The sequence below is a fragment of the Micromonospora sp. DT31 genome, from assembly GCF_049841795.1.
In the GTDB taxonomy this organism is placed as follows: domain Bacteria; phylum Actinomycetota; class Actinomycetes; order Mycobacteriales; family Micromonosporaceae; genus Micromonospora.
Map to the genome: position 1 here is coordinate 282,236 of NZ_JBNCKZ010000004.1, position 19,698 is coordinate 301,933.

The following is a 19,698-nucleotide window of genomic DNA, read 5'->3' on the forward strand; positions in this document are numbered from 1 at the left end:
GTAAGTATGCGAGCAAGACTCGCCACCGCCATCGGCGGTGCGATGGCACTGGTGGTCGCCCTCAGTGCGTGCAGCGAGAACACCGGCGACAACGGCGACACCGGGGACACGAACAAGCCCCGCACCGGCGCCATCGCGACCGACCCGAAGGACTCGCTCGGCCCGGCGGCCGAGGTGCCCGGCGCGACCAAGGGTGGCACCTTCTACATCCTGCGGGAGAACAAGATCTCCCACCTGGACCCGCAGCGGGTCTACTCGTTCGCCGGCCTGATGGGCAGCCAGCTCTACGCCCGCTTCCTGACCACGTTCAAGGACGACGGCAAGGGCAACGTCACCCTGGTCGGCGACCTGGCCGAGACGCCCGGCACGAACGTCAACAACGACTGCAAGGTCTGGGAATTCAAGATCAAGCAGGGCGTCAAGTTCGAGGACGGCCGCCCGATCACCTCCAAGGAGATCGCGTACGGCATCGCCCGCTCGTTCGACCCGGACCTCACCGGCGGCCCCACCTACATCCAGGAGTGGCTGGCCGACACCCCGCAGTACGACACCAAGTGGGACTTCAAGAAGAACAAGACCTCGCTGCCGCCCGGCCTGACCACGCCGGACCCGCAGACGCTGCGCTTCGAGTTCAGCAAGCCCCGCTGCGACCTGCCGTTCGCGGCGTCCCTGCCGGCCACCGCGCCGCTGCCGCCGGACAAGGACACCGGCGTCAACCTGGACAACCAGCCGTTCTCGTCCGGCCCCTACCGGTTCACCAAGATCCAGTCCGGTGTGGAGATGGTGCTGGAGCGCAACCCGAACTGGGATGCGGCCACCGACCCGGTGCGGCACGCGTACCCGGACAAGTTCATCTGGTCGCTCGGCCCGGACAACACCACCCAGACCAACCGGGTCCTCGCCGGCACCGGCAACGACGCGGCGGCGGTGGCCACCGGCGGCGTGCCGCCCGAGCTGATCGCGAAGATCACCGGCGACCCGGCGCTCAAGGCGCGGATGATCGTCGCGGCCACGCCCAACGCGTACCGGCTGAGCATCAACACCACCCGGGTCACCGACCTGTCCGTGCGGCAGGCGATCAACTACGCGATCGACCGCAGCAGCATCACCAAGAACCTCGGCGGCCCGTACGGCGCGGTGCCGCTGACCACGCTGCTGCCCCCGACCACGCTCGGCTACAAGAAGTTCGACGCGTACCCGGCCGGGGAGAGCGGCGATGCGGCGAAGGCGAAGGAGACGCTGGGCGGCAAGCCGGTGAACCTGGTGCTCGGCACCTCGGACGACACCCCGTCGCAGGAGAGCGCCACCCAGGTCAAGAACGCGCTGGAGAAGGCCGGCTTCACGGTCACCATCAAGCCGATCCCCGAGGACGGCTACCTCGACTTCGTGAAGAAGAAGACCAACCCGTGGGACATCTGGATCGACTCCTGGGCCGCCGACTGGCCCAGCGGCGCCTCGATCCTGCCGGTGCTCTTCGACGGTCGCAGCCTCAAGGCCGAGGGCAACAGCAACACCTCCCAGATCAACAACGAGGCGCTCAACGCCGAGTTCGACCGGGTGCTCGCCCTCGACCCGGCCAAGCAGGCCGACGAGTGGAGCAAGCTGGACGAGAAGCTGATGAAGGAGTCGGCGCCGGCGGTGCCGCTCTACAACGAGGTGGTCTCCGTGGCCCACGGTGAGAAGGCCGGCGGCCTCTTCGTCGGCAGCATCTTCGGCTGGCCCAGCTTCGTCAACGCGTACGTCAAGCAGTAGCCGCAGCCGCTGTAAGGAAGGGCCCCTTGTTAACGCGCGTCGTTAACAAGGGGCCCTTCCTCTACCGCAGGCGTTAACAGGGGGCCCTTCCTTACAGGTGGTGGCGGAGGAAGTCGAGCTCCAGGCGGAGCAGGCGCTCGGAGACCCCACCGGCGGCCAGGTGGCTCGCGCCGGTCAACGGCAGCACCGCGTGCGGGCGGCCGGTGGACAGCAACGCGGCCGACAGTCGCAACGTGTGCGCGGCCAGCACGTTGTCGTCGACCAGGCCGTGCACCAGCAGCATGTGCCGGGCCTGCCCCGGGTCGCTCACCGGCTCGGCGGCCAGCTCGACGAGCGAGTGGTGGGCGTAGATGTCGCTGCTGTCCTCCGGCATCCCCAGGTAGCGCTCGCTGTAGGCGGTGTCGTACAACGCCCAGTCGGTGACCGGCGCGCCGACGATCGCGCACTTGAACAGCTCCGGGTGGCGCAACGCGGCCAGCCCGGCCAGCCAGCCGCCGAACGACCAGCCGCGCACCGCCACCCGCTCCAGATCCAGGTCGGGGTGCTTGCCGGCGAGCGCCGTCAGCGCGTCCACCTGGTCGGTGAGGATGACGTCGGCGACCCGGCGGTGGATCGCCTTCTCGAACGACGGCGCGATGCCCGGGGTGCCCCGGTTGTCGATGGTGACCACCGCGAAGCCCTGGTCGGCCCACCACTGCCGTTCCAGCCAGGCGCTGCGGGCCGCCACGACCTCCTGGTGGCCGGGGCCGCCGTAGATGTCCAACAGCACCGGCAGCCGGGTGCCCTTGACGTGCTCGCTCGGGTAGAGCACCGCACTGGGCAGCCGCCTGTCGGTCACCCGGACCAGGGTCGGCCGCGGCGCGTACGAGCAGGTGGCGGCGAACGAGCGCAGCTCGCCCACCTCCCGGTCGGCGTGCCACACCCGCCAGCGGACCCCGGCGTGCTCGAGCGAGGCGACGCCCACCGCGAGCGTGGACCCGCCGAGCGCGGCGGTGTGCCATCCGGGGTCGCTGCCCATCCGTCGGGCGTCCATGCCGCCGCCGATGGTGGTCCGCACCCGGTAGAGGTGCTGCTGGCTCGGCTCGCCCTCGCTGGCCTCCACCAGCAGGTCGGCGGCCGTGTTCGGGCCGGCCGGCAGCCGCCCGACGACCCGCCGCACGTACAGCGAGGGCGGGGTGAGCAGTGTGCCGTCGGCGAACAGGCAGCGGGCGTCGTAGCCGTCGTGGGCCAGTTCCCCGCCGACCAGCACCCGCCCGTCGGGCAGGTGCGCCGGGGTGCCCGGGATCGGCTCCACCCAGCGCGGGTCGGCCAGTTCCGCGTGCACCTGCGTCTCCCCGGTGCGCGGGTCGACCGCCAGCACCAGGCCGTGCTGCTGCGAGCGGCGCAGCACCGTGATCAGCGGCCCGCCCTCGGCCCACTCCACCGAACTGAGGTAGGGGTAGGTCTCCCGGTCCCAGTGCACGTCGACCCAGCCGTCGTCGAGGTCGAGCAGGTGCAGGCTGACCTCCGCGTTCGGGCCACCGGCCACCGGGTACGCCAGCGACGTCGGCGGGCTCGCCGGGTCGGCCGGGTCGTGCAGGTACCAGCGGTCCAGGCGGGACTCGTCGACCCGGGCGGCCAGCACGCCACGCCCGTCCGGCGACCACCAGTAGCCCCGGTAGCGGTGGAACTCCTCGGCCGCGATGTGCTCGGCCAGCCCCCAGGTCACGCCGCTGTCCTCACCGGCGAGCAGGTTGTCCGTGCCGTCGGGGTCGACCACCCGCAGCTGGCCCCGGCGGACGCCCTCGGCGGTGTCGGTGACGTAGGCCAACCGCGCGCCGGTCGGGTCGGGTCGGGGGTCGATGACCGGCCCGACGGTGGTCACCTCGACCACGTCGCCGTGCACCAGGTCGGCCCGGAACAGCCGTCCGGCAAGCGCGAACACGGCGACCCGGCCGGCGGCGTCCAGGGCGTACGAACCGATGCCGCCGGAGCTGAGCCGCAGCCGTTCGCGCAGCGCCCGTTCACCTGGTGCGAGGTGGGCCGGCTCGGCGTCGCCGCCGAGCAGCACCGCCGGGTCGGCGATCAGGCGTTCCTCGCCGCCTTCCACGTCGAGCAGCCAGAGCGCGTCGGCCGGGTCCTCCGGTCCCGCGGACCGCAGGAAGATCACCCGCGAGCCGTCGCCCGCGACGGTGACGGCGCGCGGCGCCCCGTGGCTGAACCGACGGGTACGGGCGGCCAGCTCGGGAAAGTCCACGCCTGGATCGTAGGCGGGCACCGGGCGTGATGTGGCCGACCTGGGCGGACGCATCACCTCGGGCGGGCAGGACCGCCGGTTAGAGTGACGGGCGTGACGACGCTGCCCGACCGCCGCCTGCTGCTGGTCCACGCACATCCCGACGACGAGTCGATCGGCACCGGCGCGACGATGGCGCACTACGCCGCGACCGGCGCCCACGTCACGTTGGTGACCTGCACGCTGGGCGAGGAGGGCGAGATCCACGTGCCGGCCCTGGCGCAGCTGTGCGCGGCCGAGGCCGACCAGCTCGGCGGCTATCGGATCACCGAACTCTCCGCCGCCTGCGCGGCGCTCGGCGTCACCGACCACCGGTTCCTCGGCGGGGCGGGCCGCTACCGCGACTCCGGCATGATGGGGCTGGCCACAAACGAGCACCCGCGGGCGTTCTGGCGTGCCGACCTCGACTCCGCCGCCGGGCATCTGCTGGAGGTCATCCGCGAGGTCCGCCCGCAGGTCCTGATCACGTACGACCCGAACGGCTTCTACGGACACCCGGACCACATCCAGGCGCACCGGGTGGCCATGCGCGCGGTGGAGTTGGCGACCGTCGAGGGTGTCGCGCCGGCGAAGGTCTACTGGACGGCCATGCCGCGTAGCGTGCTCGACGCCGGTCTGGAGGCGTTCACCGGGTCGGCGGACAATCCGTTCGCCGGCATCGACGACGTCGACGAGCTGCCGTTCGGCACGCCGGACGCGGAGATCGCCGCACGGATCGACGCCACCGACCAGCACGCCGCCAAGGAGGCGGCGATGCGCGCCCACGCCACCCAGATCCCGGCCAACTCGTGGCTCTACGCGATCGCCGGCAACTTCGGCGCCGAGTTCATGGGCGTGGAGTACTTCACGCTCGCGGTCGGCGGGAAGGGGCCGGGCACCGGCCGGTACGGCTGGGAGGACGACCTGTTCGCCGGGCTGGCCGGGGCGGACCGGTCCCCGGTCGCGGCGGCCGGTCTCCGGTGACGCTGCCGGCCGTACCCGTGTCGACAGTTCCCGAGCCGCCGCCGCAGGCCGCGCCGCCGAGCCAGGCGGAGCGGGTCCTGGACCGCGCGCTGCGGGCGGCCGGCGGTGTGGTGACGGTGTGGGCCGCCGTGCTGCTCGCCCTCCTCGACCTGATCTTCGCGACCTGGGCCTGGGGGGCGGTGCAGGGCCGCTCCGGCGCGGCGCAGGCGCTGGTGGGGGTGGGCGTGGTGGTCGTCGGGGTCACCGCGGTGGTGGCCACGACGGTGCTGCTGGGTTGGTTCGCGCACCGGTCGACGGGCTCCCGTTGGGCGGTGGCGCTGGCCGCGCTGCCGTGGTTCCTGGTGATCCTGGCGGGCGGGTTCCGCACCGCCGAGGGCGACCTGGCGCTCATCGGGGACAACGTGCTCGGCCTCGCGTTGATCGTCAGCGGTGCGGTCACGTTCGCGGTGCAGGGTTTCCGGCACCTGCTCGCGCCGCCGACCGCCGCCCGGTGAGGTGCTGACGCCGCACCGCCGACGGTGGTAGAAAGTCCTGCCAGGGCCCGCCGACGGAGCGGGCGGTACGGCGGGAGGCGTGCGATGGGTCAGCGGTGGCGTGCGGTCGTGGTGCTGGCGGCCGCGTTGTTCGCGGTGAACGTGGTGGCCCGGCTGGTCATCAGGTTCGCCTTCCCGGACGACGCCGCCGCCTCGGACCGGGTCTCGCTGGGGATGTTCCTGGTGATCGGGCTGATCCTGGCCGGCACCGCGTTTCGGTGGGGGGCCGCCCAGCCGGTCGCGCGCTGGTCCGGCGACCTGGCCGCCGCGGTGGGGGCGGCGCTGGCGCTGACCGTGCTCGTCGGTCCGCTCCTGGTGGGGGAGAACCCGTTCGGCGGGGACGGGGCGGTTTTCTTCGCCCAGATCGGGCTTTACCTCACGGCCGCCGCGGCCGGCGTGCTGGTCGGCTACCTGACGCTCACCGCGCTCGGCCGGGACTACCGGTCTCGCCAGCTCAAGCGGTACGCGGAGCTGAAGCGCTCCCGGCCGCGCAGGATCGTCCGCCGCTGACCGTCAGCCCGCCGGGGCCACCCGGGTCAGGTAGGTGTGGTGGGTGGTGAAGCCGAGCCGCCGATAGAGCGCGACCGCGCCGGTGTTGCCCTGTTCCACCTGGAGGAACGCGTGGGTGGCCCCCTCGGCCGCGGCCCAGCCGGCCAGGGCGCGGACGACCGCTATGGCGAACCCGCGCCGGCGCGCCGGCGGCAGCACTTCGAGCAGGCAGATGCCCAGCCAGCGGCCGTCGCCGGTCACCGTGCCCCGGCCGACGGCGAGCAGGTGACCGTCGAGCCGCAGTTCGGCGAAGCGGACCCGGTCCACGGCGGTGAGCACGTGCCGCGCCGCGCCCGGCAGCCCGCCCTTGCGGCCGGCGGCGACCGCCAGCCAGTCCTCGGCGGGCGCCTCGGCCAGCGTCACCGGCGGCGGGTCCGTGGGGGCGGACGGCGGCAGGCCCGTGAGGGCGGGCGGCGGGTCCGTGGGGGCGGGCGGCGGCGCGGTCAGGGTGGGCAGCGGGACGGTCTGCACCAGCACCGGCGGGCGGGTCGTCCAGCCGCGCGCGTCCAGTTCCGCGCCGACCGGGGCGGCCAGCGGCAGGGGCGTGTTGACGAGCGCGGGCGCGCCCCGGTCGGCGTACCAGCGCTGCACCGCATCCAGCGCGGCGGGCAGCGGCCGGTCCGGGTCGCCGACCGGTAGCGCGCTGTTTGCCCGGCCGGTCCAGCCGTCGGCCCAGCGCAGGCGCCAGTCGCCGAGCCGGTCGCGTACCGGGGCGGGCCATGCCTCGTCGGCGGCCAGTTCCAGCGCGATCACGGCGGCGGCGGTGGGCCGGCGGGCCGGCGGCACCCGTCTGGCCCGGTGCACCTCGGCGACCGGGACGCGCAGCGGCCCGGCGTCGGTGGCGAGAGTGATGTGGGTCTCGCCCAGTTCCACAAGTTCGCCGAGCGCGTCGGAGAACAGCGTCCGGCCCTCGCGAATCCCCACAATCCGGCGGACCACGATCCGGTGTCCCACGTCTTGCTGTCGGAGCACGATCGACCCCCTCCCCGGCGAGATACTAGGCTCTTACCGTTGCGGTTGATCGCGACGAGTCTTGCGGAGGAGAAGACCGGTGACCTACATCATCGCCGAGCCGTGCGTGGATGTGCTCGACAAGGCATGCATCGAGGAGTGCCCGGTCGACTGCATCTACGAGGGCAACCGGATGCTCTACATCCACCCTGACGAGTGCGTCGACTGTGGTGCCTGTGAACCGGTCTGCCCGGTAGAAGCGATCTTCTACGAGGACGACGTCCCGGAGCAGTGGAAGGACTACACCGGGGCCAACTACGAGTTCTTCGAGGAGCTGGGCTCGCCCGGGGGCGCCTCGAAGATCGGCAAGGTGGAGAAGGACGCCACCTTCGTCGCCGCGCAGCCGCCGCGCGGCGAGGGCCACTGAACCGGCGCGCACCGGTCTCGGCGCGGCTGCCCGACTTCACCTGGGACACCCTGGACGCCGCGGCCGCCACGGCCGCGGCGCACCCGGGCGGTCTCGTCAACCTGTCGATGGGCACGCCGGTCGACCCGGTGCCGCCGCTGATCCGGCAGGCGCTGGCCGACGCGTCGAACGCGCCCGGCTATCCGCTGACCGCGGGCACTCCCGCGCTGCGGGACGCGATCGCGGCCTGGGTGGCACGGGCCTGCGGCGCGGGCGTCGACGGGCTCGGTGTGCTGCCCACGATCGGCTCGAAGGAGCTGGTGGCCTGGCTGCCCACCCTGCTCGGGCTGGGCCCGGGTGACGTGGTGGTGGTGCCGTCGGTGGCCTACCCGACGTACGAGGACGGCGCCCGGCTGGCCGGCGCGACCACGGTACGCACCGACTCGCTGACCGCGCTCGGGCCCGATCCCCGGGTCCGCCTGGTCTGGGTCAACTCGCCGGGCAACCCGACCGGGCGGGTGCTGCCCGCCGCCCACCTGCGCAAGGTGGTCGAGTGGGCGCGGCAACGCGGCGCGGTGGTCGCCAGCGACGAGTGCTACCTGCCGTTGGGCTGGGACGCCGAGCCCGTCTCGGTCCTCGCCCCGGAGGTCTGCGGCGGGTCGTACGCGGGTGTGCTGGCGGTGCACTCGCTGTCGAAGCGTTCCAACCTGGCCGGCTATCGGGCCGGGTTCGTGGCGGGCGACCCGGCGCTGGTGGCCGAGCTGCTCAAGATCCGTAAGCATGCCGGCATGATCGTGCCCGCTCCGGTGCAGGCCGCCATGGTGGCCGCGCTCGGCGACCAGGAGCACGCCGACGCGCAGCGGGAGCGTTACCGCGTCCGGCGGGAGAAGCTGCGGGCCGCGTTCACCGCCGCCGGCTTCACCGTCGAGCACTCCGAAGCCGGGCTCTATCTCTGGCTGACCCGGGGCGAGGACTGTTGGGACACGGTCGACTGGCTGGCCCGTCGGGGCATCCTGGTCGCGGCGGGCGTGTTCTACGGTCCGGCCGGTGCCCGGCACGTGCGGGTGGCGCTCACCGAGTCCGACGAACGCGTGGACGCGGTGGCCGACCGGCTCGCCGCCGCCTGACATGGCGGGGAAGGCTGGCGGGCTGGCCCGTGCCGCGGTGGTCGGCGCCGGGCTGATCGGCGGTTCGGTGCTGCTCCGGCTGCGCGACGCCGGGCTGGACGTCGCTGGCTGGGACCCGGACCCGGAGGTCCGGCGGCGGCTGCGGGACCGGGGTGTCCCGGCGCCCGACGCGGTCGAGGAGACGGTCGCCGGCCGGGACGTGGTGTTCCTCTGCGGGCCGCTGCCCACGCTGCCGACCACGTTGGCCCGGGTGGCTGCCGCGACCGACGACAGGTGCGTGCTGACCGATGTGGGCAGCGTCAAGGCCGAGGTGGCCACCGCCGCCACCGGCCAGGGGCTCGGGCACCGGTTCGTACCCGGTCATCCGATGGCCGGGGCCGACCGGGCCGGACTCGACGCGGCCGACCCGGCCCTGCTCGACGGCGCCGCGTGGGTGCTGTGTCCGGGGCCGGCCGGGACGGGTGCGTTCCGCCGGCTCGCCGCGCTGCTCGTCGGAGTCTTCCACGCCCGGGTGGTGCCGATGTCCGCCCCGGAGCACGACGGCGCCGCCGCGCTCGCCTCGCACGTGCCGCACGTGCTGGCCGCTTCGCTGGCCGGCACGGTGGGACGCTCGACGCTGCGGGACGCGGTGCTGACGTTGGCCGCCGGCAGCTTCGCCGACGGCACCCGGGTCGCCGGTGGGCCGCCGGAGCGGACCGCGAACATGCTGCTCGGCAACCGGGACCGGGTGCTTGCCGAACTGGCCGCGGTCGGCGCGTTCCTGGACGAGCTGACCGAGGCGTTGCGCGCCGGTGACGCGGGCGCGCTGACCGAACGGTTCGCGCAGGGACGGGCGACCCGTTCCGCCCTGCGTGATCGCGTGTTCACCGCCCACCGGCGGGAGTTCCCGGCCGCCGAGCATGCCGGCGAGCTGGCGTACCTGCGGGAGTTGGGCGCGGCGGGCGGGCACCTGAGTGCGGTCCGGGAGTCGGGCGGCGCGGTGACGTACACCGGGCACCTGCCGGCCACCACGCCGTTAGGCTGAGCGGCATGGCGGACGCACCGGTCGTGGCGGTACGCGGCGAGGCGTACCGGGAGGTGGCTCCGGAGCTGGCCCGGTTCACGGTGACCGCGGTGGCCCGCGACCGGGGCCGGGAGACCACGCTGACCCGGCTGGCCGAGCGCGCCGCCGCGGTGCGGGCGTTGCTGGACGCCACCGAGCCCGCCGTCGGGCGGGAGACCGGCCAGGTCCACGTGTGGCCGGTGACGAAACGCTCCGGCGATCGGGTGGTGGCCTACCAGGGCAGCGTCAGCACCACGGTCACGGTCACCGACTTCACCGCGCTCGGTGAGTTGATGCTCCGCCTGGCCGACCAGGAGCAGGTCGAGGTGGCCGGGCCGGTGTGGGCACTGCGGCCGGACAGCCCGGTCCACCGCGAGGCGCGGCAGGCGGCGATCGCCGACGCGCTGGTCCGCGCCCGGGAGTACGCCGAGGCGCTGGGAGCCCGGGTCGTCGCGCTGCGGGAGCTGTCCGACACCGGGTTGACCGCCGCCCCGCCGATGCTGGCCAGGGCGGCGTACGGGCGCTCCGGCGAGCCGGCGCCGGAACTGGAGCTGGATCCGGTGCCGCAGCCGGTGCACGCGGCCGTCGAGGCGCGGTTCACCATCAGTGAGCCGGTGCTGGGCTGATGCCGGCGGCGCGGTCGCTTCCGCTCGACGACCTGGTCGTCCGCGCCCGGGCGCTGGCCGGGGACGGCCCGCGGCAGTTGCTCGGCATCGCCGGGGCGCCGGGGGCGGGCAAGTCGACGCTGGCGCGGCGGATCGTGGCCGAGGTCGGCCCGGTCGCCCGCCTGGTCCCGATGGACGGCTTCCACCTGGCCGGTTCGGCGCTGACGCGGTTGGGCCGGGCGGCCCGCAAGGGCGCGCCGGACACGTTCGACGTCAACGGTTACGTCAGCGCCCTGCGCCGGTTGCGGCTGCGGGAGTCCACGTCGGTGTGGCTGCCGGAGTTCCGCCGGGACCTGGAGGAGCCGGTGGCCGGGGCGATCGAGGTTCCGCCCGAGGTGCGCCTGGTGGTCACCGAGGGCAACTACCTGCTGCTGCGTGCGGACCCGTGGGAGGAGGTGCGGTCCCTGGTGCACCAGGCGTGGTTCCTCGACCTGGACGCTGACGAGCGGCTGCGCCGGCTCACCGCGCGGCACGAGGCGTACGGGAAGTCGCCGGAGCAGGCCCGGGCGTGGGCGCTCGGCAGCGACGAGGAGAACGCCCGGCTGGTCGCCGGGACGGCCGGGCACGCCGACCTGGTGGTGCGGCTGGCCGACCGGCTGCCGTAGCGCCGGCCGGCCGGTCGCTCAGGACGGTGCCGGTCGCTCACGACGGTGCCGGTCGCTCAGGACGGTGCCGGCCGATCACGACGGTGCCGGCCGGTCAGGACGGTGCGGTCACGCTCCTGATCGGGCGGGCCGGGTTGCCCACGGCCACCACGCCGGGCGGCAGGTCGCGGGTCACCACCGCGCCCGCGCCCACCACCGTGTCGTCGCCGATGGTCACGCCGCCGAGGACGATCACCCCACCGCCGAGCCACACGTTGTCGCCGATGGTGATCGGTTGTGCGGACTCCCACTTGGCGCGGCGCGCGTCCGGCTCGACCGGGTGGGTGGCGGTGAGCAGTTGCACGTTCGGCCCGAGTTGGGCGTCCGCGCCGATGGTGATCCGGGCGACGTCTAGGAACACGGCGTGGACGTTGACGAAGCCGCGCGGCCCGATGTGGGTCTGGTAGCCGTGATCGCAGTGGAACGGGGGCCGGATCATGGTGTCCGCGCCGAGTGAGCCGAGTAGCTCGCGCAGGATGGCGCGGCCGGCGGGGTCGCCGGCCGGGCTGAGGTTGAAGCGTTCGGTGAGGCGGGCGGCGCGTACCAGGTCGGCGATGATCGCGGGGTCCTCGGCGAGGTAGGGCTCGCCGGCCAGCATCCGGTCCTTCATGGTGGTCATCGGTCGATCCTGGCGGCCGGTGCGGGGGCGCGGTGGCGATTCGGTCGGGGAGGCGGCTGTCAATCGCATACCCGGTATGCAATTTTGATAACCCGGATCGATGTGCTCCTCGTCTATCGAACGCCCGGCGAAGGAGGAAGGTAGTCCCGAAGCCGCAGAAAACCGGCCGCGCTCGGCCTCGCCCTGGGATTGGCGCTCGGCCTGCCCGTACCCGCGCACGCCACCGCCGCGGCGGCACCCACCGGCCCGTCCGCCGCGCCGCCGGCAGTCGGGCGCTCGACCGTCACCCTGCTCGTCGGCTCGCTCGCCCGCTACGCCGGGATGGGCAACGAGCGGGTCGTGTACCCGCAGCCCGACTACGGCATGGGCGGCTCGGCCGTGCTGCCGGTCCAGGTGCCCGGCCTACGGGTCGAGCATCTCAGCACCAGCCGTACCCGCTGGAACAGCGAGGTGGCCTTCGGCGAGCAGGACGCGGACGGGTGGTTGCGGACGCAGGCCGTGCTGGAGTCCGGGCGGACCCGGACGGGGGTCGGCTCAGTCGTTGGCGTGCAGCGCGGCGTTCAGCTCGATGCCCCGGCCGGTGCGCGGCTTCGCCTCCAGCGCCCCGGTCACCGAGTTGCGCCAGAACAGCAGCCCGTTGACGCCGGACAGCTCGCGGGCCTTGACCACCCGCCCGTCCGGCAGGGTGATCTTGGAGCCGGCGGTGACGTAGCAGCCCGCCTCGACCACGCAGTCGTCGCCCAGCGAGATGCCGATGCCGGCGTTCGCGCCGACCAGGCTGCGCTCACCGATGCGCACCTTGTCCGTGCCCCCGCCGGAGAGCGTCCCCATGATCGAGGCGCCCGCGCCGACGTCGGAGCCGTCTCCGACCACCACGCCCTGCACGATGCGTCCCTCGACCATCGAGGAGCCGAGCGTGCCGGCGTTGAAGTTGCAGAAACCCTCGTGCATCACGGTGGTGCCGGCGGCCAGGTGCGCGCCGAGCCGGACCCGGTCCGCGTCGGCGATGCGGACCCCGGAGGGCACCACGTAGTCGGTCATCCGGGGGAACTTGTCCACCCCGTAGACGGCCAGGTGGCGGCCCGCGGCCCGCTCGATCACCCGCAACTCGTCGACCCGCTCCGGCGGGCACGGCCCGGCCGAGGTCCAGGCCACGTTCGCCAGCTTGCCGAAGATGCCGTCGAGGTTCAGCTCGTTGGGCCGCACCAGGCGGTGGGAGAGCAGGTGCAACCGCAGGTACGCGTCGGACGCGTCCTTGATCGGGTCGTCCAGCGAGCCGATCACCACGGTCACCTCGACCGTACGCAGGCCGGGCAGCGCCCGCTCGCCGATCGCGCCCGGCGGCAGGTCGAGCACGTCGGCCTGGTCCTCACCGGGCACCAGCGGCAGGTCACCCAGGCCCAGCTTGCCGGTCGGGTACCAGGTGTCGAGCACCTGGTCGTCGGCGGTGACGGTGGCCAGGCCGATGCCCCAGGCGGATGGTGCGGACGTCACGGTGTCACCTCTCGTTCCGGCGGCGGCGTCCGCCGCTGCTCGCGGCCGCGGGCGCGGAACGTGTCCCTTCCGCCCGCCCAGGTTGACGGTACCGTGCGAGACATGCAGAACCCGTTGACCCCCGAGGTCCTGGCCGATCCGGTGGCGCTGACCCGCGCCCTGGTCGACATCGAGTCGGTCTCCCTCAACGAGAAGGCGATCGCCGACTGCGTCGAGGAGGTGCTGCGGCGCGTACCGCACCTGAGCACCTTCCGGCACTCGAACACCGTCATGGCCCGTACCGACCTGGGCCGGGCGCAGCGTGTGGTGCTCGCCGGGCACCTGGACACCGTGCCGCTCAACGACAACTTCCCGGCCAGCATGCGCGGCGACCTGATGTACGGCTGCGGCACGTCGGACATGAAGTCCGGGGTGGCCTTCGCGCTGCACCTGGCGGTGACGCTGCCCGACCCGCGCTACGACGTCACCTACTTCTTCTACGAGGCCGAGGAGATCGAGTCGAGGTACAACGGCCTCACCCTGGTCGCGCAGAGCCACCCCGAGTGGCTGGAGGCCGACTTCGCGGTGTTGCTGGAGCCGACGTACGGGATCGTCGAGGCGGGCTGCCAGGGCACCATGCGGGCGGTGCTCACCACGCACGGGGAGCGGGCACACGCGGCACGGTCCTGGCACGGGGTGAACGCCATCCACGGGGCGAGCGAGGTGCTGCGCCGGTTGACCGCGTACGAGGGGCGCCGGGTGACCATCGAGGGCTGTGACTACCGGGAGGGCCTCAACGCGGTGCGGATCACCGGCGGGGTGGCCGGCAACGTCATCCCGGACCTCTGCGAGATCGAGATCAACTACCGGTACGCGCCGGACCGTGACCCGGCCGGCGCCGAGGCGCACCTGCGCGAGGTCTTCCACGGCTTCGACCTGAGGGTCACCGACGCGGCGGCCGGTGCGCCCCCCGGCCTGGACAGTGCGGCGGCGCAGGAGTTCCTGACGGCGGTCGGCGCCGCGCCCATCGGCAAGCTCGGCTGGACGGACGTGGCCCGGTTCGCGGCCATGGGCATCCCGGCGCTGAACTTCGGGCCGGGTGACCCGAACCTGGCGCACCACAAGGACGAGCACGTGGAGCTGACCAAGATCCGGGACGGCGCGGCCACCCTGCACCGCTGGCTCGCCCCGGCCTGACGTACGCGATCCCGGGGCCCGGCCCGACGCGCGGGCCCCGGGGAGCGGTCAGACGCCGGTGCTCAGCGGCGCGTCCGCCTCGCCGGGCTCACCGGTCACGTCGGAGCGGTGGCTGTCCGTCATCCGGGCGCGGCGGCGCTCGGCCACCACGTCGCGGATCCGCCGCTGCATCTGCCGGCGGATCCGGATCATCTCGGTGTTACTGATCAACGTGTCTCCTCCCCCGAGGGCCCGTCGCCCGAGGCATACCGGGTATGTGAATAGTAAGACGTTCGCGCGAGCGATTTAGTTGCCCTTGATCGCGAACTTTTTCCGGCTCGCCGACCCGCGCGCCCACCCGGGTGTGCTCCCACTACGGTGACCACATGGGCGAGAGCAGCGGGATGCCGGCCGGGGCCGGGCAGCGCGGGGACCGTCACCGGGAGGAGCGGCACCGGGGGGCGGTGACGCTGCGCAACCAGGCGATTCCGACGAGTACCGCCGACCAGCGGCTGCTCGACTCCCAGGGCCGCGGCGACTGGAAGACCAAGGACGCCTGGCGGGCGCTGCGGATCCTGTCCGAGTTCGTCGAGGGCTTCGACACCCTGGCCGACCTGCCGCCCGCGGTGAGCGTCTTCGGCTCGGCGCGCAGCAAGCCGGACAGCCCGGAATGCCGGCTGGCCGAGGAACTCGGCGGCGCCCTGGCCCGCGCCGGCTACGCGGTGATCACCGGCGGTGGGCCAGGCGTCATGGAGGCCGCCAACCGGGGCGCCGGCGAGGCCGGCGGGCTCTCCGTCGGCCTCGGCATCGAGCTGCCGTTCGAGCAGGGCCTCAACGACTGGGTCGACCTGGCCATCGACTTCCGCTACTTCTTCGCCCGCAAGACCATGTTCGTCAAGTACGCCCAGGCGTTCGTGGTGCTGCCCGGCGGTTTCGGCACGCTCGACGAGCTGTTCGAGGCGCTGACCCTGGTGCAGACCGGAAAGGTGACCCGGTTCCCGGTGGTGCTCATGGGCGCCGAGTACTGGCGCGGGCTGCTCGACTGGCTGCGCGGCACCATGGCCGCCGAGGGCAAGATCGGGCCGGTCGACCTGGACCTGATCCGGCTCACCGACGACGTCAACGAGGCGGTACGGCACATCGTGGAGGCCGAGGCGGTGCTGTCCGCCGAACAGGAGGCGGTCCGCGCGGAAGCGGTGGCCCGAGCCGCCACCGACCAGCACGCCGCCGCCCAGGCCGCCCCCGAGGGACCGGCGGGGCAGCGCTGACCGTGGCTGCCATCTGTGTCTTCTGCGCGTCCTCGCGCACCCTGGACGACCGCTGGCTCGCGTTGGCCACCGAGACCGGCGCGGAGGTGGCCAGGCGTGGACACACCCTTGTCAGCGGTGGCGGCTGCGTCGGGATGATGGGCGCGGTCGTGGACGGCGCGCGGGCGGCCGGTGGCCGCACGGTGGGCGTCATCCCGCAGTCCCTGGTCGACCTGGAGGTCGCCGACCTGGCCTCCGACGAGCTGCTGGTCACCGACGGGCTGGCCAGCCGCAAGACGGTGATGGTCGACAGGTCCGACGCCTTCGTCACGTTGCCCGGTGGCCTCGGCACGCTCGACGAGCTGTTCGAGGTCTGGACCACCGCCACCCTCGCCCTGCACGCCAAACCGATGGTGCTCGTCGACGCGGACGGGTTCTACCGCCCCCTGCTCGACTGGCTCGCCCTGCTGGGAGAGCGCCGCTTCCTCAAGCCGGCCGCGCTGGATCTGCTGATGGTCGCCGACAGCGTGCCCGCCGCGCTCGACCTCCTGGACGCCCGCCTCACCTGAGGGCCCGCACGCGACCACCTGACCGGCATCCGCTCGGCGGGGCCGGTCGACCTGGCGGCGCGCGACGTGGTCGGTGCGCCGGGTGTCGTACCGGCGTGGTGGGATGTCCGTGATGCAGGCGTACCGGCTGGTGCGCCGGCCCGGCGGTGTGGGGGCGGGGGTCACCCACGACGCCGGGGCGGGGCAGGGGGTGGGCGGGCCCGACGGGCCGGCCATGGCGCAACCGCGATCCGGGGGGTCGACGGGCGATGCCGCGCGCGTGGCAGCGCCCCCGGCGCACCCGACCGCGCAGCGGCGGCGCACCGATCCGCTCCACGCCACCGATCCGCTCCAGGCAGAGGTGATCGCCCACACCGACGGCCCGATGCTGGTCGTGGGCGGCCCTGGCACCGGGAAGACCACCACCCTGGTCGAGGCGGTCGCCGCCCGGGTCTCCGAGGGCGTGGACCCGGAGCGCATCCTGGTGCTCACCTTCGGTCGGCGGGGCGCCACCGACCTGCGGCGCCGGATCGAGGCGCGGATCGCCGGGGACGGGCACCGGGTGGTGCGGGAGCCGTTGGTCCGTACCTTTCCCGCGTACGCGTTCGGGCTGCTGCGCCGCGCCGCCGCCGAACGCGGCGAGCCGTCGCCGCGGCTGCTCACCGGCCCGGAGCAGGATCTGATCATCCGGGAGCTGCTGGACGTTGTGGGCGAGGAGGCCGACGACGACCCGGTCGGCTGGCCGGAGGACATGCGGCCCGCGCTGCGTACCCGGGCGTTCGCCCAGCAACTGCGCGACCTGATGATGCGGGCCGCCGAGCGGGGCGTCGGGCCGGTCGAGCTGGCCCGGCTGGGCGAGCGGCTGGGCCGCGCGGACTGGCCTGCCGCCGCCCGTTTCCTCCGGGAGTACGTCGCGGTGCTGGCGCTGCGCGACGTGAGCAACCGCGGCTCGGTCGCGTACGACCCGGCGGAGCTGGTGCGGGCCGCCACCGGCATGCTGCTCGACGACCCCGACCTGCTCGCCGCCGAGCGCCGTCGCCTGATCCACGTGTACGTCGACGAACTGGCCGACACCGACCCGGCGCAGGTCGACCTGCTCGCCGTGGTGGCCGGCGGCGGCAAGCCCTTGGTCGCCTTCGCCGACCCGGATTCGTCCACGTACGCGTTCCGCGGTGCCGACCCGGCCGCCGTCACCGCGTTCCCGCACCGCTTCCGGACCGCCTCCGGGGCGCCGTCCGCCCAGGTCACGCTGACCACCTCGCACCGGGCCGGGCCGGTGCTGCTGGCCGCCACCGCCCGGCTGGCCCGCCGGCTGCGCGGTCCGGCGGCGCACCGGCGGCTGGGCCCACTGCCCGACGCGCCGGCCGGGGCGGTGGAGGTCCGCACGTTCCGCTCCGCCACCAGCGAGTCGGCCTGGCTGGCCCACGCGCTGCGGGAGGCGCACCTGCTCGACGGCGTGCCCTGGTCCCGGATGGCGGTGCTGGTCCGCTCCACCGGGCGGCAACTGCCGTCGCTGCGCCGGGCCCTGCACACCGCCGGGGTGCCCACGGTCGTACACGGCGAGGACCTCCCGCTGCACCTCCAGCCGGCGGTCGCCCCGCTGCTGCTCCTGCTGCGCTGCGCGCTCGAACCGGACCGGCTGGACGAGGAGGCGGCGGTCGCGTTGCTGCACTCGCCGCTGGGCGGCGCCGACCCGCTGGCCGAGCGTCGGCTGCGTCAAGGGCTGCGGGCGCTGGCCCTGGCCGGCGGCGACCGCCGCCCCTCCGGCGAGCTGCTGGTCGAGGCGTTGCGCGACCCGGCCGGGTTGGCCACGATCGACCGCCGCTGGGCGGTGCCGGCGCAGACCGTGGCGGGCCTGCTGGCGACCGCCCGGGAGACGGCCGGCCGGCCCGGCGCGACCGCCGAGGACGTGCTCTGGGCGGTGTGGCGGGACAGCGGGCTGGCCGAACGCTGGGCCGGGGTGATCACCCGGGGCCGGGACGCGACCGGTGAGCACGAGACCGCCCAGCGGTGGCGGGCCGAGGCCGCCGACCGCGACCTGGACGCGGTGCTGGTGCTGTTCGACGCGGCCGCCCGGTTCACCGACCGGCTGCCCGGCGCGCGTACCGAGGTGTTCCTCGACCACGTGCTCGGCCAGGAGCTGCCCGCCGACACGCTCGCCGCCGCCGCCGACCGTGGTGAGGCGGTGCGCCTGCTCACCGCACACGCCGCCAAGGGCCTGGAGTGGGACCTGGTGGCCGTGGCCGGCGTACAGGAGGGCGTCTGGCCGGACCTGCGCCTGCGGGGCAGCCTGCTCGGTTCGGAACGGCTGGTCGACGTGCTCGCCGGCCGCGCCGACGGGGCCGGGGTGCGGGCCAGCCTGGTCGGGCAGACGTCCGCGTTGCTGGACGAGGAACGGCGGCTGTTCCACGTGGCGATCAGCCGCGCCCGGCACCGGCTGCTGGTCACCGCGGTCGCCTCCGCGGCGGTCGGCGGGGACGACCACGAGGAGCAGCCGAGCCGCTTCCTGCACGAGCTGGCGGCCGGTGACCCGCCCGCCACCGGTGCCACCGGGCGCGGCCCGGACCCGGACGGCCCGCCGTCGACCGGCCCGGACCCGGACGGCCGCGACGAGCATCCGCAGGACGCCCCGCCCGGCGCGCTCCCGGTCACCCTGCCGCCCCGTGGACTCACCCTGTCCGCGCTGGTGGCGGAGCTGCGTACCGCGGTCATCGACCCGGCCGCGCCGATCACCCGGCGGCGCGCGGCGGCCGGTGAGCTGGCCCGGCTGGCCGCCGCCGGGGTGCCCGGCGCGCACCCGGACGACTGGTGGGGGCTGCGTGGCCTCTCCGACGACCGGCCGCTGGTGGACGAGGGCCAACCGGTACGGGTCACCCCGTCGGCGATGGAGAGCGCCATGCGGTGCAGCCTGCGCTGGCTGCTGGAGCGGCACGGCGGCAGCGGCCCGGCCAGCTCCGCCCAGGGCGTGGGCAACCTCGTGCACGCCGCCGCGATGCTGGCCGAGGACGCCAGCGTCGACCGGGAGGCGTTGCTGGAGTACGTGGCCGCCCGCTTCGACGCGATCGAGCTGGCCGCCCGCTGGATGGCCGGCCCGGAGCGGGAACGTGCCGAGGCGATGGTGGACAAGTTGCTGCGCTGGCTGGCCGGCAACCCGCGTCGGCTGCTCGCGATCGAGCACGAGTTCGCGGTCCGCCTCGACGACCCGTCCCGGCCGGTCGAGCTGACCGGCCGGGTGGACCGGCTGGAGGTCGACGCCGATGGCCGGCTCGTGGTGATCGACCTGAAGACCGGCAAGTCCACCGCGGTCACCGAGCGGGAGGTGGCCGAGCATCCGCAGCTCGGCGCGTACCAGGCGGCGGTGGAGGCGGGCGGCTTCGCCGAGTTCGGCGAGGAACCCGGCGGTGCCGCGCTGGTGCAGCTCGGCACCGGGGCGCGGGACGCCAAGGAGCAGACCCAGGCCGCGGCCGGGGAGGGCCCGGAAGCCGGCTGGGCCACCGCGTTGGTCCGCCGCACCGCCGACACGATGGCCGCCTCGACGTTCGCCGCCGTGGCCAACTCCAAGTGCCGGGTCTGCCCGGTGCGCACCAGCTGCCCGGTCTCCGGCCAGGGTCGCCAGGTGGTCGAACCCCCGCCGGAGAGTCAGCCGTGAGCGCGAGGAGTGAGCCGGTTCTGCGAGCCCCGCAGTCGCGAACAAGGGCGCAAACCGTGAGCGCGAGGAGTGAGCCGGT

Annotated in this window: 18 protein-coding genes; 13 read left to right on the forward strand and 5 right to left on the reverse strand. The window is 74.2% G+C overall.

Annotation, left to right across the window (positions count from 1 at the left end):
* The first annotated feature begins 6 nt into the window (after window positions 1–6).
* Entirely contained in the window at window positions 7–1,752 is a 1,746-nt protein-coding gene (locus ACLQ2X_RS09815; RefSeq protein ID WP_425680653.1) for an ABC transporter substrate-binding protein, read from the forward strand.
* Window positions 1,753–1,843: 91 nt separating this feature from the next.
* On the opposite strand, the gene ACLQ2X_RS09820 is transcribed toward ACLQ2X_RS09815, so the two are convergent.
* A complete protein-coding gene (locus tag ACLQ2X_RS09820; RefSeq protein ID WP_425680654.1) occupies window positions 1,844–3,988 on the reverse strand; it encodes a prolyl oligopeptidase family serine peptidase in 2,145 nt (714 codons plus the stop codon).
* Window positions 3,989–4,072: 84 nt separating this feature from the next.
* On the opposite strand from ACLQ2X_RS09820, the gene mshB reads away from it, so the two are divergent.
* The 3 genes from mshB to ACLQ2X_RS09835 all read left to right on the forward strand — a co-directional run bounded on the left by mshB (window position 4,073) and on the right by ACLQ2X_RS09835 (window position 6,033).
* Window positions 4,073–4,990, forward strand: a complete 918-nt coding sequence (mshB, locus tag ACLQ2X_RS09825; protein ID WP_425680655.1) for an N-acetyl-1-D-myo-inositol-2-amino-2-deoxy-alpha-D-glucopyranoside deacetylase — start codon at window positions 4,073–4,075, stop codon at window positions 4,988–4,990.
* A 17-nt stretch (window positions 4,991–5,007) separates the two neighbouring features.
* Window positions 5,008–5,484, forward strand: coding sequence for a hypothetical protein (locus ACLQ2X_RS09830; protein ID WP_425680656.1), 477 nt, complete (start codon window positions 5,008–5,010; stop codon window positions 5,482–5,484).
* A gap of 84 nt (window positions 5,485–5,568) precedes the next feature.
* Window positions 5,569–6,033 carry a hypothetical protein gene (locus tag ACLQ2X_RS09835; protein ID WP_425680657.1) on the forward strand — a complete coding sequence of 155 codons (465 nt, stop codon included), beginning with the start codon at window positions 5,569–5,571 and terminating at the stop codon, window positions 6,031–6,033.
* Window positions 6,034–6,036: 3 nt separating this feature from the next.
* Here ACLQ2X_RS09835 and ACLQ2X_RS09840 read toward each other — a convergent pair whose 3' ends face one another.
* Window positions 6,037–7,044, reverse strand: a complete 1,008-nt coding sequence (locus tag ACLQ2X_RS09840) for a GNAT family N-acetyltransferase (protein WP_425680658.1) — start codon at window positions 7,042–7,044, stop codon at window positions 6,037–6,039.
* Between the two features lie 79 nt (window positions 7,045–7,123).
* On the opposite strand from ACLQ2X_RS09840, the gene fdxA reads away from it, so the two are divergent.
* From fdxA to ACLQ2X_RS09865, 5 genes are read left to right on the forward strand one after another with little or no spacing between them, the layout of a single operon-like run.
* Window positions 7,124–7,450 carry a ferredoxin gene (fdxA, locus tag ACLQ2X_RS09845; protein ID WP_091422126.1) on the forward strand — a complete coding sequence of 109 codons (327 nt, stop codon included), beginning with the start codon at window positions 7,124–7,126 and terminating at the stop codon, window positions 7,448–7,450.
* Window positions 7,447–8,556, forward strand: a complete 1,110-nt coding sequence (gene dapC, locus ACLQ2X_RS09850) for a succinyldiaminopimelate transaminase (protein ID WP_425680749.1) — start codon at window positions 7,447–7,449, stop codon at window positions 8,554–8,556. The genes fdxA and dapC overlap by 4 nt, the downstream gene beginning before the upstream one ends.
* A 1-nt stretch (window position 8,557) precedes the next feature.
* On the forward strand, window positions 8,558–9,580 hold the full coding sequence (locus ACLQ2X_RS09855; RefSeq protein WP_425680659.1) for a prephenate dehydrogenase: 1,023 nt from the start codon (window positions 8,558–8,560) through the stop codon (window positions 9,578–9,580).
* 5 nt (window positions 9,581–9,585) lie between these two features.
* Window positions 9,586–10,224, forward strand: a complete 639-nt coding sequence (locus ACLQ2X_RS09860; RefSeq protein WP_425680660.1) for an SIMPL domain-containing protein — start codon at window positions 9,586–9,588, stop codon at window positions 10,222–10,224.
* Window positions 10,224–10,868 carry a nucleoside/nucleotide kinase family protein gene (locus ACLQ2X_RS09865; protein WP_425680661.1) on the forward strand — a complete coding sequence of 215 codons (645 nt, stop codon included), beginning with the start codon at window positions 10,224–10,226 and terminating at the stop codon, window positions 10,866–10,868. Before ACLQ2X_RS09860 ends, ACLQ2X_RS09865 begins: the two co-directional genes overlap by 1 nt.
* 94 nt (window positions 10,869–10,962) lie before the next feature.
* Here the strand turns inward: ACLQ2X_RS09865 and ACLQ2X_RS09870 are convergent, their stop codons facing one another.
* Window positions 10,963–11,526, reverse strand: coding sequence for a sugar O-acetyltransferase (locus ACLQ2X_RS09870; RefSeq protein WP_425680662.1), 564 nt, complete (start codon window positions 11,524–11,526; stop codon window positions 10,963–10,965).
* Between the two features lie 534 nt (window positions 11,527–12,060).
* Window positions 12,061–13,020 (reverse strand): 2,3,4,5-tetrahydropyridine-2,6-dicarboxylate N-succinyltransferase, encoded by a 960-nt coding sequence (dapD, locus tag ACLQ2X_RS09875; RefSeq protein ID WP_425680663.1) that lies wholly within the window; start codon window positions 13,018–13,020, stop codon window positions 12,061–12,063.
* Between the two features lie 102 nt (window positions 13,021–13,122).
* On the opposite strand from dapD, the gene dapE reads away from it, so the two are divergent.
* Window positions 13,123–14,196 carry a succinyl-diaminopimelate desuccinylase gene (dapE, locus tag ACLQ2X_RS09880; protein WP_425680664.1) on the forward strand — a complete coding sequence of 358 codons (1,074 nt, stop codon included), beginning with the start codon at window positions 13,123–13,125 and terminating at the stop codon, window positions 14,194–14,196.
* A 48-nt stretch (window positions 14,197–14,244) separates the two neighbouring features.
* Here the strand turns inward: dapE and ACLQ2X_RS09885 are convergent, their stop codons facing one another.
* Window positions 14,245–14,406 carry a hypothetical protein gene (locus ACLQ2X_RS09885; protein WP_425680665.1) on the reverse strand — a complete coding sequence of 54 codons (162 nt, stop codon included), beginning with the start codon at window positions 14,404–14,406 and terminating at the stop codon, window positions 14,245–14,247.
* A gap of 155 nt (window positions 14,407–14,561) precedes the next feature.
* Here ACLQ2X_RS09885 and ACLQ2X_RS09890 point away from each other — a divergent pair, with 155 nt between their 5' ends.
* From ACLQ2X_RS09890 to ACLQ2X_RS09900, 3 genes are all read left to right on the forward strand, one after another.
* Complete coding sequence (locus tag ACLQ2X_RS09890; protein ID WP_425680666.1) at window positions 14,562–15,443, forward strand: TIGR00730 family Rossman fold protein; 882 nt, start codon at window positions 14,562–14,564, stop codon at window positions 15,441–15,443.
* Between the two features lie 2 nt (window positions 15,444–15,445).
* The gene (locus ACLQ2X_RS09895; protein WP_425680667.1) at window positions 15,446–15,991 is read left to right on the forward strand and encodes a TIGR00730 family Rossman fold protein; all 546 of its coding nucleotides are present in this window, start codon (window positions 15,446–15,448) and stop codon (window positions 15,989–15,991) included.
* Window positions 15,992–16,103: 112 nt separating this feature from the next.
* The gene (locus ACLQ2X_RS09900) at window positions 16,104–19,619 is read left to right on the forward strand and encodes an ATP-dependent helicase (protein ID WP_425680750.1); all 3,516 of its coding nucleotides are present in this window, start codon (window positions 16,104–16,106) and stop codon (window positions 19,617–19,619) included.
* Window positions 19,620–19,698 lie beyond the last annotated feature (79 nt).